Annotated in this window: 24 protein-coding genes; 11 read left to right on the forward strand and 13 right to left on the reverse strand. The window is 35.3% G+C overall.

The window, feature by feature from the left end; all coding sequences use genetic code 11:
• Positions 1-2: 2 nt before the first annotated feature.
• Positions 3-239 carry a hypothetical protein gene (locus tag C6989_RS08365; protein WP_148703193.1) on the forward strand — a complete coding sequence of 79 codons (237 nt, stop codon included), beginning with the start codon at positions 3-5 and terminating at the stop codon, positions 237-239.
• Between the two features lie 2 nt (positions 240-241).
• On the forward strand, positions 242-619 hold the full coding sequence (locus C6989_RS08370; protein WP_182126897.1) for a hypothetical protein: 378 nt from the start codon (positions 242-244) through the stop codon (positions 617-619).
• On the opposite strand, the gene endA is transcribed toward C6989_RS08370, so the two are convergent.
• The 5 genes from endA to fbp form a co-directional block, all read right to left on the reverse strand.
• Positions 616-1,152 carry a tRNA-intron lyase gene (endA, locus tag C6989_RS08375; RefSeq protein WP_148703195.1) on the reverse strand — a complete coding sequence of 179 codons (537 nt, stop codon included), beginning with the start codon at positions 1,150-1,152 and terminating at the stop codon, positions 616-618. The genes C6989_RS08370 and endA overlap by 4 nt on opposite strands.
• A gap of 93 nt (positions 1,153-1,245) precedes the next feature.
• The gene (locus tag C6989_RS08380; RefSeq protein WP_148703196.1) at positions 1,246-1,899 is read right to left on the reverse strand and encodes a DUF47 domain-containing protein; all 654 of its coding nucleotides are present in this window, start codon (positions 1,897-1,899) and stop codon (positions 1,246-1,248) included.
• A gap of 66 nt (positions 1,900-1,965) precedes the next feature.
• Positions 1,966-3,732 carry an ATP-dependent DNA ligase gene (locus tag C6989_RS08385; RefSeq protein WP_182126898.1) on the reverse strand — a complete coding sequence of 589 codons (1,767 nt, stop codon included), beginning with the start codon at positions 3,730-3,732 and terminating at the stop codon, positions 1,966-1,968.
• 36 nt (positions 3,733-3,768) lie between these two features.
• Complete coding sequence (locus tag C6989_RS08390; protein ID WP_148703198.1) at positions 3,769-4,176, reverse strand: hypothetical protein; 408 nt, start codon at positions 4,174-4,176, stop codon at positions 3,769-3,771.
• A 67-nt stretch (positions 4,177-4,243) separates the two neighbouring features.
• Positions 4,244-5,380 (reverse strand): fructose-1,6-bisphosphate aldolase/phosphatase, encoded by a 1,137-nt coding sequence (gene fbp / locus C6989_RS08395; protein WP_148704143.1) that lies wholly within the window; start codon positions 5,378-5,380, stop codon positions 4,244-4,246.
• Between the two features lie 130 nt (positions 5,381-5,510).
• On the opposite strand from fbp, the gene tuf reads away from it, so the two are divergent.
• From tuf to C6989_RS08410, 3 genes are read left to right on the forward strand one after another with little or no spacing between them, the layout of a single operon-like run.
• The gene (gene tuf / locus C6989_RS08400) at positions 5,511-6,809 is read left to right on the forward strand and encodes a translation elongation factor EF-1 subunit alpha (protein WP_148703199.1); all 1,299 of its coding nucleotides are present in this window, start codon (positions 5,511-5,513) and stop codon (positions 6,807-6,809) included.
• A gap of 11 nt (positions 6,810-6,820) precedes the next feature.
• Positions 6,821-7,129, forward strand: a complete 309-nt coding sequence (gene rpsJ, locus C6989_RS08405) for a 30S ribosomal protein S10 (RefSeq protein WP_008299200.1) — start codon at positions 6,821-6,823, stop codon at positions 7,127-7,129.
• A gap of 22 nt (positions 7,130-7,151) precedes the next feature.
• Positions 7,152-7,358 (forward strand): TFIIB-type zinc ribbon-containing protein, encoded by a 207-nt coding sequence (locus tag C6989_RS08410; RefSeq protein WP_148703200.1) that lies wholly within the window; start codon positions 7,152-7,154, stop codon positions 7,356-7,358.
• On the opposite strand, the gene C6989_RS08415 is transcribed toward C6989_RS08410, so the two are convergent.
• Both C6989_RS08415 and C6989_RS08420 read right to left on the reverse strand, forming a co-directional pair.
• The gene (locus tag C6989_RS08415) at positions 7,355-7,558 is read right to left on the reverse strand and encodes a C2H2-type zinc finger protein (RefSeq protein ID WP_148703201.1); all 204 of its coding nucleotides are present in this window, start codon (positions 7,556-7,558) and stop codon (positions 7,355-7,357) included. The two genes, C6989_RS08410 and C6989_RS08415, sit on opposite strands and share 4 nt — an antisense overlap.
• Before the next feature lie 3 nt (positions 7,559-7,561).
• Positions 7,562-7,972, reverse strand: coding sequence for a hypothetical protein (locus C6989_RS08420; RefSeq protein ID WP_182126899.1), 411 nt, complete (start codon positions 7,970-7,972; stop codon positions 7,562-7,564).
• A 102-nt stretch (positions 7,973-8,074) separates the two neighbouring features.
• Between C6989_RS08420 and C6989_RS08425 the strand changes: the two genes are divergently transcribed.
• A complete protein-coding gene (locus tag C6989_RS08425) occupies positions 8,075-9,031 on the forward strand; it encodes a radical SAM protein (protein ID WP_182126900.1) in 957 nt (318 codons plus the stop codon).
• Positions 9,032-9,074: 43 nt separating this feature from the next.
• Here C6989_RS08425 and C6989_RS10270 read toward each other — a convergent pair whose 3' ends face one another.
• Positions 9,075-9,197 carry a hypothetical protein gene (locus tag C6989_RS10270; protein WP_255464680.1) on the reverse strand — a complete coding sequence of 41 codons (123 nt, stop codon included), beginning with the start codon at positions 9,195-9,197 and terminating at the stop codon, positions 9,075-9,077.
• 75 nt (positions 9,198-9,272) lie between these two features.
• Here C6989_RS10270 and C6989_RS08430 point away from each other — a divergent pair, with 75 nt between their 5' ends.
• Both C6989_RS08430 and C6989_RS08435 read left to right on the forward strand, forming a co-directional pair.
• Positions 9,273-9,782, forward strand: coding sequence for a TIGR00725 family protein (locus C6989_RS08430; protein ID WP_182126901.1), 510 nt, complete (start codon positions 9,273-9,275; stop codon positions 9,780-9,782).
• Positions 9,783-9,814: 32 nt separating this feature from the next.
• Complete coding sequence (locus C6989_RS08435) at positions 9,815-10,066, forward strand: hypothetical protein (RefSeq protein WP_148703205.1); 252 nt, start codon at positions 9,815-9,817, stop codon at positions 10,064-10,066.
• Here the strand turns inward: C6989_RS08435 and C6989_RS08440 are convergent.
• The gene (locus tag C6989_RS08440) at positions 10,063-11,205 is read right to left on the reverse strand and encodes a 3-hydroxyacyl-CoA dehydrogenase (RefSeq protein WP_182126902.1); all 1,143 of its coding nucleotides are present in this window, start codon (positions 11,203-11,205) and stop codon (positions 10,063-10,065) included. The two genes, C6989_RS08435 and C6989_RS08440, sit on opposite strands and share 4 nt — an antisense overlap.
• Before the next feature lie 54 nt (positions 11,206-11,259).
• Here C6989_RS08440 and C6989_RS08445 point away from each other — a divergent pair, with 54 nt between their 5' ends.
• Genes C6989_RS08445 through C6989_RS08455 form a run of 3 tightly spaced genes read left to right on the forward strand, consistent with a single transcriptional unit; the run spans position 11,260 to position 12,150 of the window.
• On the forward strand, positions 11,260-11,427 hold the full coding sequence (locus C6989_RS08445; protein ID WP_182126903.1) for a hypothetical protein: 168 nt from the start codon (positions 11,260-11,262) through the stop codon (positions 11,425-11,427).
• A 1-nt stretch (position 11,428) separates the two neighbouring features.
• A complete protein-coding gene (locus tag C6989_RS08450) occupies positions 11,429-11,707 on the forward strand; it encodes a hypothetical protein (RefSeq protein ID WP_148703207.1) in 279 nt (92 codons plus the stop codon).
• A 35-nt stretch (positions 11,708-11,742) separates the two neighbouring features.
• Complete coding sequence (locus C6989_RS08455; RefSeq protein WP_148703208.1) at positions 11,743-12,150, forward strand: HIT family protein; 408 nt, start codon at positions 11,743-11,745, stop codon at positions 12,148-12,150.
• A gap of 2 nt (positions 12,151-12,152) precedes the next feature.
• On the opposite strand, the gene C6989_RS08460 is transcribed toward C6989_RS08455, so the two are convergent.
• Genes C6989_RS08460 through C6989_RS08475 form a run of 4 tightly spaced genes read right to left on the reverse strand, consistent with a single transcriptional unit; the run spans position 12,153 to position 14,065 of the window.
• On the reverse strand, positions 12,153-12,818 hold the full coding sequence (locus C6989_RS08460; RefSeq protein ID WP_148703209.1) for a ferredoxin: 666 nt from the start codon (positions 12,816-12,818) through the stop codon (positions 12,153-12,155).
• Between the two features lie 58 nt (positions 12,819-12,876).
• A complete protein-coding gene (locus C6989_RS08465; protein ID WP_148703210.1) occupies positions 12,877-13,239 on the reverse strand; it encodes a cupin domain-containing protein in 363 nt (120 codons plus the stop codon).
• A 3-nt stretch (positions 13,240-13,242) separates the two neighbouring features.
• Entirely contained in the window at positions 13,243-13,698 is a 456-nt protein-coding gene (locus C6989_RS08470; RefSeq protein WP_148703211.1) for a cupin domain-containing protein, read from the reverse strand.
• Between the two features lies 1 nt (position 13,699).
• A complete protein-coding gene (locus tag C6989_RS08475) occupies positions 13,700-14,065 on the reverse strand; it encodes an SHOCT domain-containing protein (RefSeq protein ID WP_148703212.1) in 366 nt (121 codons plus the stop codon).
• Positions 14,066-14,117 lie beyond the last annotated feature (52 nt).

The following is a 14,117-nucleotide window of genomic DNA, read 5'->3' on the forward strand; positions in this document are numbered from 1 at the left end:
TGATGCATGATACAGAGCCAGATACATTTGTCTATCAGACATGGCCTGAGAAATTTAGTAGTATGTTAAAGGAGATCGGTGTGGATTCAGAATCAAAAGAAATTGGAACTGATGATGTTGAACAAGGTGATTATTACAGTAGATATTTTGCTAGTACCGCTAGAATGATAACTAATAGAGGATGTCTTGACGTTAAGAATTCTAACATTGACGTGATTCAAATTATTCAAAAGGGCTAAAAATGCAAGATCCAAATCCACTCCCTTGGGGTGCACTAGACAGATTTCAAGCACATTTTATTGTAAGAAAAGATACTGGGCAAGATGTTAGTAACTATGTTGCAAAAACACAACTTACAACCAAAGGCCACTTTGCATCCAAAACTGTTCTCAAAGTGAGTTGGGATGGACCTGGTTCATTAACTCAAAAATTAAATCAAGATACTGAATTAAATGAGATGATTGCAAGGCAGTCAGTCAAAGATGCTACCATCTATGTTGAGCCAACAGAAAATGCAGTGAGAATTCGCAGTAAATGGGATAATCATTTGTCTTTTGGAATTACAAAAGAGCTTTTTGAAATCTATGATCGTATTGCAGGTCACATAAAATCTGCTTAAGCTTTCCACCAATCTAAAGCTAAAAAGTCAACATTGTCTTTGCCTTTGGGAATTGCTAAAATGAATTGTTTTCTTACAGTTGTTGCAAGTCTTCCTGCAAGTACAATTCCTGTGGATGTAATTGACTCACTTCGATTATACACTTGAATTAAAAACGGTGCATGATCTATTCCTGGACCTTTCTCATAAACTGCAAAATCACAACCAAACTTTATTCCGGGATTGATAATGTAACCCTTGTCTCTAAAATTTTTGTATACTAGATATTTTTTATCAAAATCATGATGCTCTTGTTTGCAAATATCTGTCATCTGTTCAACTGTAACTTTACGTTTTGATTTTGAAATTGTAATTTTTTTATTTTCCAACAAATACAATGCTTCAATTAAATCCAAAATAAGAGGTGCATCAATTTCTTCAATCTTTGGTTTTGGTATTCCTATTGGCTTTCCATAATATCCTTGGCTGAAAAGTTTACGCGACTCTTCGATATTCCATACAATTACTCTATTTTCAATTAACTCTCCTTTCACAATTTTTTTAATAAATTAAAGTGTATATGAATTCACTAGCTTGAAGTGTTCTTTAAAATATAAAATAAAGTAAAAATGTAGATGATGGTTTGTCTATAGGCTTAGTGCTAACAAAATGAAAGAATCTGAAACCCTTTGGCATTTATCTGCCATCTCTTCAATTCCCTCAATTACATCTTTCATTAACATCAATTCTTTGGTGTTTGTGACTTCACTTAGAAGCTTTATTGTTGCTTGTCTGTATTTGATGTCTATTTCTCTTTCAATTGTTTGTGTTTCTTGTGCCAACTCAATTGCATTTGCAGTATTGGTGTTAAGACTTCTAATGATCTCATTTAGTTTGTAGACTTCGTCTACTACCAATTCAATTAGTTTTGTCAAGTCTTTGTCTAGTTTTGCACTTTTTAGTGTAGTTGCTTTTACATTTGAGAGTTTGAATGAGATTCCGGTAATGTAACCTGCAATTTCATCCATTGTATATGCTGTGTTTAGAAGATTCTCTCTATTCATGATCAAACCCCCTACATCTGCAACCTCACGTGTAATCTTTCTTCTTAGATTCTCTACTTCTTCCTCAATTGTTGAGATTTGCTCTAGTGTGTTTTTGATTCCTGTCTTGTCTTTTTTCATCATCAGTTCAGGAAGTGTTGCTAGTTCTCTAGAAGCATTAAGAATTCTGTTGATTTCGTCTTGTAAAACTGCTATAGCCTTTCTTTTTGCTTGAACTTCAAGCTCTCCGCTATACATAACAAAAACTACCAAATCCCAAGGTAATTTAAATCCTCTATGATTTTTGATATTTTTTGAGCATGATTACATGAGGCTTTTGTCATGTGCTACTTTTTTCTGACCTTGGTATAGTGTAATTATTTCTTCATTTGTGGATGCATCCTCTGCCATTTTCTCAACTCTCATTTTTCCAGTAAATTTTGGAAACCTTAACGCAAGTCCTGCACCCTTTCGAACTTTGTCTCTTGCTGCTTTGTGAATTGGACTAAGTGTGATCTCAGATGCAACTACCTCTATTACTAATTCTGGTTCAAACCATACATCAGCTTCCATTTCACTATCGATGCGCGGATTTTTTTTGATTGTAACTTTGGGACTTAGAATTTGATACAATTGGTCCAAATCTTCATCTGAAAATCCAGTACCAACTTTACAAATACTGGTAAATGTATCTTCATCTTCCTCATATGTTGCCAGTAACAAGGTTCCATAACTCCCAGTTCTTCTTCCTTTTCCAAAGAATCCTCCTATGACAACTAGATCTAAACTATCTCCAAGCTCATTTTGATACTCTCTTTTGAGTTTTAACCAATGACTTCCTCGTGAACCTGCTTGATATGGTTTATCAAGCATCTTTAGCATCAGTCCTTCACTTCCTGCGTTTATGCTGTTTTCAAAAAAGTCTTCAATGCCGTTTTCGTTTTTTACTATTGCCATTGGAATGTGTTTTACAAATTCATCTTCTTTTACAACTTTTTCCATCTTCTCTCTTCTTTCTTTATAGTCTAACTCTAAACAGCTTTTTCCATTGCAGTACAAAATATCAAACAGATTAACTGTTATTGGGTACTGTGTAACTGCTTTTTCTATTTTGTGTTTTCTTCTTCTGTGCATTAATTCTTGGAATGGTAAAAATTCTCCTGTGTTTTCATTAACTGCAACTGCCTCTGCTTCTAGTATGATGTTTTCTGCTTGAATTGCTTTTGGAATTTTTTCTATTATGTCTGGATAGTAGCTTGAAATGTTTTCTAGACTTCTTGAAAACAAAACAACTTTGTCTCCTTCAATATGCAATTGTACTCTTTCTCCATCTAGCTTGTATTCTGCTGCAAACTCTTCTCCCATTTTCTCAATTGCTTCTTGCTCACTCTTTACTCTGTCTGCAAGCATTGGTCTGATGGGATTAAATAAAATTATTTTGAATTTTTCAACTCCTTCTAATCCGTCATTTGCTAAAATCTCTGCGACTTTTCCCAAGTCGCTAGAAACATTGTATGCATGCTCCAACACTTTTCTGTTTTCTTTATTTCCTGAAAATGCTATTGCTAATGCATCCATTACTGTATTTTCTGCAATTCCTAGTCTTAGTGTTCCTAACAAAATTTTTAGAATAAAACTTGCTTCTAGTGGACTTGCATCGTTTAGAAGACTTGAGATGTACTTCATCTTCATGTCTTGTGATCTGTTTCCTTCTAGCTTTGCAATTTTGAATAGTGTCTCATAAACGCGCTCTACTGTAATGTCTTCTACAAGAAACGTTGTTTGTGTTTTCTGCTCTAGTATTATGGTTGCAGCATGTCCCAGGTCTCCTCCTTTTCTATATTCTTCTTCAATTTTTTTAATTGGAATGCCTGAAGACTTTGAAATTGCCCTTATTGCAAGTTTTTCTGCTACTCCTAACTCTATTCCTTCAAAGTCTGGTCTTAGTTTTCCTTGTAAGAGGTAAACTATTTTTGAGATTACTTCTTGTGGTGTCTTTTCAAATAATTCTACCAAGTATTGAGTTAACTCTAATCTCTTTCTAGTTGACTCCATTTTGTTAAATGCGTCAGCTAAAACAGAAAACTCCATTCTAATTCTTTACGTAATGTTGAATAAAAATTAAATCTAGATGTATCTGAAAATAGTTGGCTTGTCTGACTTTGGAAGATCAGATACTAGCGCAAAATTGTATAGTGGGTATGATTTTTTGTACTGCTTCATAAAACTCCATGCCACATCATGTGTTTTGAATTCTGTTCTCAAGCCATCAATCTGACTCTTTTTTCCAAATACATCAAATGGGACTACTGAATATTGCTTTGGACGGTTGTGGGGTTTTGCCTTTAGGAGCCAAGCAAGTGCAAATACAAAAACTGCTCCCAATACGACGTATTCTCCTGCAACTTTGAAAAAGTCTAGTACTATTACTGGTATAGTTTTACCAAATAATACTGCCATGAAATTTGAAAATGAGATAACAGCTAATGCTGTGAAAATGTATGTCTTCCAGTCAAAAATCTTTTGAAAATCCATTTCTGCCTAAATACAGTAATGTCTTTTTAGATTTAACCATTTCTTATAATTGCAGAGTCCGAACTGGCTAGTCTGGATCTTCGTAATTTTCTTTCTTTTGTCCACTAGAAGTGCTTTCTTCCATTGGTTTCATCTTACTTTCAAGAACATCCATTCTTGCTCTATACCCTTCAGCATATTCTAATTCTGATGGAACAAGTGTTGCTGGATGAATGAATCCTTGACTTCTAATTGCCATTGCTTTTTCTGTTGCTCTTTCTCTAATTAGATCCCAATCTGGAGTTGAGAATCCATCAAATGGACCTGTAAACTTTCCATTATGCATACTAAAAACAAGTGCTTCAACTATTGGAATGCAAAAGTTGATTGTTGCTGCAGAATTTAGTTTCACAGGCATTAAAGGCATGTTGTGACTTCCTCTTGTATTTCCTGCAACAAAGTGTGGATTGTTAAAGACACTTCCTACCTCTTCGGTTGCAGGGAATCTTTTTTGTGTTCTAACAAGACAAATTGGATCGTCTTTTCCAACATATGTTCCTGCAATGTTGTGTAATCTGTCAGTTGATGCAGCTAAAATTGGCTCTCCATCTTTGGTAGTGACAGAATCTACAACATATCTTCCTGGATACATTAATGCAGCTTCAATTGTTGGTTTGTCTTGCCATAATTCTAATTCTGCAATCTGAGCTTTCTCAACATCCATGATGTTCATTTTTACTCCTTCTGCAAGATTCTTGTTTACGATTAATCCTGTGTTACTTAGTGCGTCTACAAACATTCTGTAAATTGGATAGTTGAATGCACCTGGTTCTGTTTTATCCGCTGCAAATACTGTAAATGCTTCATTAGGTCTTTCTTCAAACTCCATCTCTGCAACCCCTGGACCCATACCTTTTACGTTTCCTGAAAATGAATCTTTGAGTAAATCTTGTCCTGCCCCATACAGACCTTCTTCTTTTGCAACTTGAGTTCCTGCCATGAATGCATCCCATGCTAATTTGTGAATCTGTTGGTTGTCTACTCCGTGAGTGTGAGACATTACAATGTGAGTGTCGTCTCCACAATATCCTATGTAATAATCAATAAGCAAATCTGCTGAATTTTTGACGGTATTTTTAATTGCGTCTAACAATCCGTCACTTGGTTTTGTATGTCCACCGACACCACCGACATCGGCTTTGATAACTGAAACTGTAATTTTCATATTTTCCATTTTTGCCCCTTTGATTTATGTGCTTTTAGCAAAGTCTTCTGATCTGAAATTAATTGAAAAATTTTGGATTTTTTTTCAAAAATTCATAACAGTAATAAATGCCCTCAGATACGCACTCTACATGGCAGATAAACCACACTTGAACCTGATTGTTACAGGTCATATTGATAATGGAAAATCAACAACTATGGGTCATTTCTTGATGGATCTTGGTGTTGTAGATGAAAGAACAATTGCAGCACATGCATCCGAATCCGAGAAGACCGGAAAAGGTGATACTTTCAAGTATGCATGGGTTATGGATAACATTAAGGATGAAAGAGAGAGAGGTATTACAATCGATCTTGCATTCCAAAAATTTGAGTCTCCAAAGTACTTCTTTACTTTGATTGACGCTCCTGGTCACAGGGACTTTATTAAAAACATGATTACTGGTGCTTCTGAAGCCGATGCAGCAGTCTTAGTACTTTCAGCAAAAGAAGGTGAAACAGATACTGCAATTGCTGCAGGAGGTCAAGCAAGAGAACACGCATTCTTACTCAAGACTTTAGGTGTAAACCAACTAATCGTTGCAATCAACAAAATGGATGATAGCAACTATTCTGAAGACGCATTTAAAGCCGCCAAAGAAAAGGGCGAAAAATTAGTTAAATCTGTAGGTTACAAACTAGAAAATGTGCCATTCATTCCAGTTTCTGGATGGAAAGGCGATAACTTGGTTAAAAAATCTGAGAACATGCCATGGTACAATGGCAAGACCCTACTTGAAGCATTTGATGACTTTACAGTATCTGAAAAACCAGTAGGAAAACCACTACGTGTTCCAATCCAAGATGTTTATACCATCACTGGTGTTGGTACCGTTCCAGTAGGTAGAGTTGAGACAGGAACTATGAAAGCAGGAGACAAAATTGTTGTAATGCCTTCAGGTGCTCCTGGTGAAATCAAATCTATTGAGACACACCACCAAGAGATGCCATCTGCAGAAGCAGGTGATAACATTGGTTTTAACCTTAGAGGTGTTGAGAAGAAAGATATCAAAAGAGGAGATGTTCTTGGAAGTCCAGATGCTCCTCCAGCAGTTGCAAAAGAATTCAAAGCACAAATTATTGTAATTCACCACCCAACAGCAATTGCACCTGGTTACACTCCAGTTATGCACGCACACACTGCACAAGTTGCAGCAACAGTTACTGAGTTTCTACAAAAGATCAACCCCGCAACTGGTGCCGTTGAGGAAGAAAATCCAAAATTCCTCAAAGTTGGAGATTCCGCAATTGTAAAAATCAGACCGGTAAGACCAACTTGTATTGAAACATTCCAAGATTTCCCTGAGATGGGTAGATTTGCCCTAAGAGATATGGGTGCAACTATCGCAGCAGGAATCGTTAAGGAAATTACCGAAGAGTACAAACCATAGGCGGATTTTTTATGACTCAAACCGCCCGTGTCAAACTCACATCAACAAGTCTACCAAAATTAGATGGAGTATGTGGGGAAATCATGGGTATCGGTAAAAAAACAGGTGTTAAGGTAAAAGGTCCAACACCACTTCCTGTAAAAAGATTACATGTTGCTACTAGAAAGTCACCCTGTGGCAGTGGCACTGAAACCTATGAGAAGTGGGAGATGAAAATGCATAGAAGAATTATCAATATCAACGCTGATGATAAAGCAATCCGACAACTTATGCGACTAAAGATTCCTGATGACGTCTACATTGAACTCTCCTTAACATAATCTCTAAATTACAGAAATTTTGATGATAAACATGGCTGAAGAAAACTTTGATGATGAAGTAGAAGAAACACCTGTTGAAACATTTGATGTAAACTATTCTTGCCTTAGATGTGGAACTATGGTCTCAAATACTGAACTATCTCGTTTACCTGAAATCAAATGTATTTGTGGATTCAGAGTATTTACTAAAGTAAGACCCCCAGTAGTCAAAACTGTAAAAGCAATCTAATTCTCTCTGTCTTTTTTGTAACTGTGCTCTCTTTGCAAATGAGTTCGCATATCTTCCATATTTGAAAAATATTTGTCACACACTTTGCAATCATACTGTAAATCTTTTCCATGAACAATCTGTTTGTGATTCATCAACTCTTCTTGTTTTGAAAATTTACTATCACAACTATCGCATTTTATTTTTTTAAAAAATCTCAACTGTTATCCTAACTCTGCTTTTTTCTCATCCCAGCATTTTCTGCACAGCTGTCCATCTATCTTCCATTTTCCTTTTGGATTGTATCTGATCAGTCCCATCTTGCCCCCACACAATGAACAAAAGTTTTTCTTTTTTCCAAATGATTCTTCTTTTTTATCAAAACATGGCTTGCAAAGAAGTCCCTCCATGTCCCATTGCCATCTTGGCTCCCACAGGTCCGTTATTTTTTGAGTATTCCCGCATTCGACGCATGGTTGTCTTACCTTTCCTTCATAGTACTCCTTTTGTTTTTCAAAATGGCAATCCCCACAAAGTGAACCTTTGATGTTCCATTCTCTTTTTGGTTTGTGCTTGTGAGTTAGTTCTTTGTTGCAAACGGCACAAAATGATGGCTTTTTACTAAATAATCCCATTTTACAAATCTGATGTGAATGTTTTATTCTATATAGCTTATCCTGTTGTTTTATTCTGGCACATTATGAAAATGTTAAATTTTTTGAATTCATATTTTTAATATGGAAATTATGGGAAGAGGATTTAGACAGATCATTCGAGAATCTCCACTGTATTTTCATCTGGGACTAAAAATTGGCGGATACAAGTTATTTGGTAGAAAGAGTCCATTTTATGGCTCAGCTGATATAATCAATGTCTGCAATTTGCATTGCGAACACTGCTACTGGTGGCTAAACCGAAAAGAAAATGAGGATCTCACAACTCAGCAATGGAAAAAAATCATTGATGAAAAGTTCAAGAAGCAACATGTATTTATTGTAACTTTGGTTGGTGGTGAACCTATGATGCGTCCAGACATTGTTGAACTGTTTGTCAAAGAATTTCCAAAAAGAGCATGTGTTGTGACTAATGGAACTTTTCCAATTCCTTACTTTAAGGACATTTACTTTTACTGGATTTCAATAGACGGAGATGAAAAGACGCACAATAAAATTCGTGGAGAAGGTGCATGGGCAAAAACTAGAGAAAATGTTCTAAACTATGTAAAAAACAATGGCCAAAAAGCCTGGAAAGATATATGGATAACAATGACAATAAACTCACAAAATTACAAAACAGTTGAAAAAGTAATTGATGATTGGAAAGACTATACTAATAAAATTGGATTTCAATTCCACACACCGTTTATGGAAAATGATCCTCTTTGGCTTCCATTTGGTAAAGAACGTGACAAAGTAATTGATAGACTAATTGATTTAAAATCAAATTCTCTAAAAAATTATATCATCAATCCTAAAGAACAACTAGAAATTATGAAACAAAATTGGGGTGGAAAAGGAACCACTCCTATTGATTGCCCTACTTGGGCAATTGTTTCAGTTGATCACATGGGTCGGGAAAAACAACCCTGCTGCATAGGAAGTGCTGAGAAAGATTCTATGAAGCCAATATGCGAAAAATGTGGTTTGGGATGTTACTCTGTATTGTTAGGATATGGAATAAAGGGAATGGCTTAATCATAGATTGGATAAAACAAAACAAAAATAACAAAAAAAGCGTTTATTCGCTTAGCAGTTTTTCAAGAGCTTGACTTGCATTTAGCATGCCGTTTCTTTTGGCATACTCTTCGATCATTTTGTATTGTTTTTCAGTAAAACATACTGGCATTGAACGTCTTTCCATACAGAGCAGTGGTATTTTTTACTAATATCCTTTTCTCTCGGAAGATATTTCAAACCATTTTTTGTCTTTAAGAATATGGCAAAGAAAAGACAGATCTTAGTTATTGGCCACAACACAAAGGGATGCCTTCCTAAGCATGAAAAAATTGCTTATGAGATTGGGGCTGAAATTGCAAAATCTGATTCTGTCTTAATTTGTGGTGGTCTGGGTGGGGTGATGACTGCAGCAGCTCATGGCGCAAAGGATGCAGGAGGTCTAACTATTGGAATAATTCCTCAAAATGATCCTGCTGAGGCAAATGAATACTGTGACATTGTAATTCCGACCGGAATGGGATTGGCACGTGATTTTCTCAATGCCTTGTCAGCTGATGGTGTGATAATTGTAGGTGGCGGGTCTGGAACGTTATCTGAAACATGTGCTGCATACATGCACAAAAAACCAATGGTTGCAATTAGAAATCTTGATAGCTCAGTTGATCCATTTATTGGCGGATATCTTGATCACAGAGAAAACATCAAGATAGTTGGAGTGGATACTCCTCAAGAAGCAATTAAAAAAATTCTAGAATTAATATCTCCATAATATTCTTTAGTCAAAAGATTGTATGCTAGGTTATGGCAATTCAAAATGATGAGGAATGCAAACAACTCATTGACAAATTAGACAAAGGATTGCCTCCTCAAATGATAGATGAAATCATATCTTATCTTGAAAAAACAAAAAACTCTGAATTTACCATGACTTTGGTAAAATATCTAAACAACCAAAACATTCAATCACGAAATTCTGTGTGGGCACTAAGTAGTCAGATTGCAATGATTGGTGAAGATGTAGGTAAAATAAAAGAACATTTGGGCATTCATTAGTTCTGCATAGACACCAATAATGGGTCTGGTTTGTAAAACTCTCCGTACTCTTGAGCAAGTTTGTTTAACTCTTCTACAATATTTTTGATGCCAATCTCTTTTGCTGTCTCAAATAGTGGTTTTTTGAGACCCAATCCTAATTGAGCTGCTTTTTCAATTTCATCAATGTCACTTGCACCATTTGTTACAAGCCATGCTGCATTGTTTAGAATATTTGCAACAATCTGAATTGGGTCACATTTTTGTGCCAGCTCTTCAGATAGTGTAACTCTTTCATATTTGTCATCAGAGTATTTGTAATAACCTTCACCTGATTTTTGCCCCAACTTTTTTTCATCAAACATTTTTTCAACTAGTGGGTGTGGGTTGATTACTTTTTTGTCCCTCAAGTGCATCTCAACTGTTGCCTTGTGTATTACATCCATGCCTGTAAAATCTGCTAATTCAAAAATTCCCATGGGAAATCCTAACTTGAATTTTACTGCCGAATCAATCTCTTCAAGAGTTGCTCCAGTTCTATCTTTGACAAAACATGCTTCGTGAACCATTGGAATGAATAATCTGTTAATGATGAATCCTGGGACATCCTTTCTACACAGTACTGCTTGTTTGTTTACTGATTTTACAAAATCTTTAGTCAACTCTGTGACTTGCTGAGATGTTTTTTCTCCTGGAATCACTTCAACTAATTTCATTAGTTGTGGAGGGTTAAAGAAATGAATTCCAATAAATTTGTCAGGCCTAGATGTTGTGTTAGCAATCTCTGTAATTGGTAATGTACTTGTGTTTGATGCAAAGATTACTTCAGGTGCTGCCACCTCATCTAATTCTGCATAAACTTTTTTCTTCAAATCCATTATCTCTGGTACCACCTCTATTACCATCTCTGCATCTTTTACTGCCTCCTTCAAATCTACTACTGGTTTAATTCTACCAAAAATTGCATCCCCTTCTTCTTTTGAAATTTTTTCTTTTGAAACTAGTTTATCTAAACTCCATCTTATTTTCTCCATTGCCTTATCCAAAAATCCTTGCTCGATATCTCTTAGGACAATATTGTATCCTGCAGTGGCTGATACCTGTGCAATACCGTGTCCCATTACTCCTGAACCTAAAACAGTGATATTTTTTATCGTCATGATCTTCCAAAAATCACGTATCCTTTATAATGTATTTCAAAATTTTAACAAAATATGGGTTTGTTCAAACGTAACAAAGACAATGGCAGTAAAACAAAATGTGATACCTGTGGAACAGAACTACATGATCCTGAACGCCTGAAAAGACACATGAAAAAAGCACATGGTAATGTCCCTGCAAAGAAATTAGATCCTAATGCAGGTGATGGCGGTACTTGGTAGAATGGAGATTAGTTCAAGCCAAAAGGCTGGATTAGTCTTTGGAGGTGCATTTGTAGTTGCAGGATTGGTATTGTCTACTTTGGTGTTTCCATTTTGGAATTTAATCCGTGAGGATATCTATGAGGATGTTGAAATTTTGAGCAATGATAATGGAATCTGTTATGTTGAAACTAGTGATGCAATACCAAAAACAATTGAAAATTGTAATCACAAACCTGGTGATGTTACAACTATCAAGTTTGGCAAAGGATTGGCATGGGCAACAGTTGTAGACCCATAATTAACCATTTAATATTAAAAAAAATATGATATGACATGGATTGTATTTTCTGTAAAATAATTGCAAAGGAAATTCCATGTAAAATACTTGGAGAAACTTCTAACTCCATTTCGTTTCTAGATGCATTTCCTCTAGCAAAGGGACACGTTCTAGTAATTCCAAAAAACCACCATCAGAAAATTCAAGACATGTCTGGTGATGAGAATGCCGATTTGTTTTCACTTGTGCATAAAATGATATCTAAAGTTGATTCTATTTCTGGTGCCACTTTGGTTGCAGTACACAACGGAAAAGATGCAGGACAAGAGATACCACATGTACACGTTCATTTAGTTCCAAGAAGTTCTGATGATTCTGCATCTGCAATACATAGCATGTTTGATGGCACATTGAAATTGCCTGAATCCGAATTAGATGAGATATATGAAAAACTAAAAATGTAATTTCAATAAGGATACATTCTTTCTTTCGTGTCTGTGTTTTCTACAATTATTGCCTTTGTGGGACAAGTCATTGCTGCATCCATAATCTTGTTTACTCCTGCACCTTTTTGATTAATTACTGATGATTTTGGATTCATCATTCTTTCTTTGTTAATTTCAAATACATCTGGAGCAATTATTTCACAGCTACAACAACCAATGCACAAACTCTTGTCTACATCTACAAAGAGATTAGGCTGCTTTTTAGGCTCTTTTGCCTTTTCATATTCTCCATTTCGTCCATCTGGACGAACTCTTGCATTGTATTCTTCCCAAAATTTTTTTTCATACTCTTTCCAAAAGTCAGGATCTCCTTCTTCAAACTCTTTTGTGTACTTTCCCCAGTCTTGCTCTGGAATTTTTTCATCTTCAGGTGCGCCCCATGGTTTTCTTTTGAAGTTTGTTTTTGGTTTTGAATCATTTTGATGATAAACATCATTTCTCTGATGATGATTTTTTTTAAGAAATTCATATGCCTCTGTAATTCTTTTAAATTCCACATCCTCATTTTTGTTCTTACTTTTGTCTGGATGATGCTCTAGTGCCTTTTTTCTAAATGCTGATTTTATCTCCTCTTGTGATGAGTTTGAATCAACATCCAATACCTTGAGGGCCTGATACGCGTTCACTAATTTTAGAGATTTATCATACGTTAAAAATAATTTCGTTTATGCCATGTATGATTATTCATTCTAGTATGATCTCATCTTCTGCTTTCCATGCAGGCTCTACTATGCACAAAAATCGCAAGTTTTCTTCCCCCTTGTTTTCAATATGTTGCTTTGAGTTTGGTGGAACATATATCGAATCATCTTTTTCTAGTTCTAAAACTTCATCATCTACTATCAAATTTGCGCTTCCCTCTAAGATATAGTATATTTCAGATGACTTTAGCTTGTGAATCTTTGATTTTTTTCCTGGCTTTAATGTGAATTGTGCAAGGCTATAGTTAATCTCGTTTAGCGTATTGTGTGGGTGAAAAAATTGTTTGATACTAGTTCCTTCATTTCCTTGGATTGATTCTATTTCTGAATTTTTTCTAACTGACATTCTCTAAATGATATTAATAGCCTTTGTCTTAAAATCTGATTCCCACCAGACTGTCTTGTACTGTGCATTTTTTCGTGGCAAAATATTGATTGCAATATGAGAAAACGTCTTTTTTTTATCCACAGATCCGTGAGTATGGAGTGTCTTTGCAGGTATGTGTACAATGTCCCCTTCGTTTAGAGTAATCTTTTCAGTCTTTTTTATTTTGAAATTGCTTTTACTTGTGCCATACTTTTTAAAAATTTCAAGACTGCCTTTACCTTTGGTTGCAATTAATACTTGGTTTCCATTATGTGCATGAAGTTTTGTTCTAGAACCCTTTTCAAAATGAACATGATAGATGTCTTGATCTTTTGATTTTATTTTCTCTGATAGAACCTTCATCCATGTTTTAGATGTAAACCAATTTGGATTTACATTTCTTTTATCATTAATACCATTGATATTTGATTTTTTCATCTTAAATTCTATCCAGAATCTTTTTTTTCTTTGCCTGAAATTCTTTTTGAGTAATGACTCCTGCCTTTCGAAGTTTTCCTAGTTTCTCAAGTGTTGCCAAATCATCTTCAGTACCTACCCCTGCATTTTTTACAGCAGAAATACCTTCACTAATTTTTTTGGTACCTTTCTTGTGTAGTTGCTCGCTTTCTTTTTTTGCCCTGTTTTGGATTTCTTTGCTTGCCTGTGCTGCCTGTTTTGCAGTCATTGAACCAAACTCTACTGCATCCTCTAATACTTCGTCTGCTCTCTTTACCCCTTCATCAATTGCCTTGTCTGCTTTTTTCAAAAATCTCTCAATATATCCAACTTTCTTTTTTGTTGCCATGTCTGTATTTTGAAAAATCTATTATTTAATTCCTAGTAGAATTGGTTTAATA

This window comes from Nitrosopumilus sp. b2, assembly GCF_014078535.1.
Lineage (GTDB): Archaea > Thermoproteota > Nitrososphaeria > Nitrososphaerales > Nitrosopumilaceae > Nitrosopumilus > Nitrosopumilus piranensis.

Bases quoted from the DNA above. Each gene is read 5' to 3' on its own strand.
- C6989_RS08370 (WP_182126897.1), top strand. From the start codon at position 242: ATGCAAGATCCAAATCCACTCCCTTGGGGTGCACTAGACAGATTTCAA.
- C6989_RS08365 (WP_148703193.1), top strand. From the start codon at position 3: ATGCATGATACAGAGCCAGATACATTTGTCTATCAGACATGGCCTGAG.
- C6989_RS10270 (WP_255464680.1), bottom strand. From the start codon at position 9,197: ATGGAAAGACGTTCAATGCCAGTATGTTTTACTGAAAAACAATACAAA.
- C6989_RS08470 (WP_148703211.1), bottom strand. From the start codon at position 13,698: ATGAAAAAATCAAATATCAATGGTATTAATGATAAAAGAAATGTAAAT.
- C6989_RS08435 (WP_148703205.1), top strand. From the start codon at position 9,815: ATGGCAATTCAAAATGATGAGGAATGCAAACAACTCATTGACAAATTA.
- C6989_RS08465 (WP_148703210.1), bottom strand. From the start codon at position 13,239: ATGTCAGTTAGAAAAAATTCAGAAATAGAATCAATCCAAGGAAATGAA.
- C6989_RS08450 (WP_148703207.1), top strand. From the start codon at position 11,429: ATGGAGATTAGTTCAAGCCAAAAGGCTGGATTAGTCTTTGGAGGTGCA.
- C6989_RS08420 (WP_182126899.1), bottom strand. From the start codon at position 7,972: ATGGGATTATTTAGTAAAAAGCCATCATTTTGTGCCGTTTGCAACAAA.
- rpsJ (WP_008299200.1), top strand. From the start codon at position 6,821: ATGACTCAAACCGCCCGTGTCAAACTCACATCAACAAGTCTACCAAAA.
- C6989_RS08385 (WP_182126898.1), bottom strand. From the start codon at position 3,732: ATGGAGTTTTCTGTTTTAGCTGACGCATTTAACAAAATGGAGTCAACT.
- fbp (WP_148704143.1), bottom strand. From the start codon at position 5,380: ATGAAAATTACAGTTTCAGTTATCAAAGCCGATGTCGGTGGTGTCGGT.
- C6989_RS08390 (WP_148703198.1), bottom strand. From the start codon at position 4,176: ATGGATTTTCAAAAGATTTTTGACTGGAAGACATACATTTTCACAGCA.
- C6989_RS08445 (WP_182126903.1), top strand. From the start codon at position 11,260: ATGGGTTTGTTCAAACGTAACAAAGACAATGGCAGTAAAACAAAATGT.
- C6989_RS08455 (WP_148703208.1), top strand. From the start codon at position 11,743: ATGGATTGTATTTTCTGTAAAATAATTGCAAAGGAAATTCCATGTAAA.
- C6989_RS08425 (WP_182126900.1), top strand. From the start codon at position 8,075: ATGGAAATTATGGGAAGAGGATTTAGACAGATCATTCGAGAATCTCCA.
- C6989_RS08410 (WP_148703200.1), top strand. From the start codon at position 7,152: ATGATAAACATGGCTGAAGAAAACTTTGATGATGAAGTAGAAGAAACA.
- C6989_RS08380 (WP_148703196.1), bottom strand. From the start codon at position 1,899: ATGTATAGCGGAGAGCTTGAAGTTCAAGCAAAAAGAAAGGCTATAGCA.
- C6989_RS08430 (WP_182126901.1), top strand. From the start codon at position 9,273: ATGGCAAAGAAAAGACAGATCTTAGTTATTGGCCACAACACAAAGGGA.
- tuf (WP_148703199.1), top strand. From the start codon at position 5,511: ATGGCAGATAAACCACACTTGAACCTGATTGTTACAGGTCATATTGAT.
- C6989_RS08440 (WP_182126902.1), bottom strand. From the start codon at position 11,205: ATGACGATAAAAAATATCACTGTTTTAGGTTCAGGAGTAATGGGACAC.
- C6989_RS08475 (WP_148703212.1), bottom strand. From the start codon at position 14,065: ATGGCAACAAAAAAGAAAGTTGGATATATTGAGAGATTTTTGAAAAAA.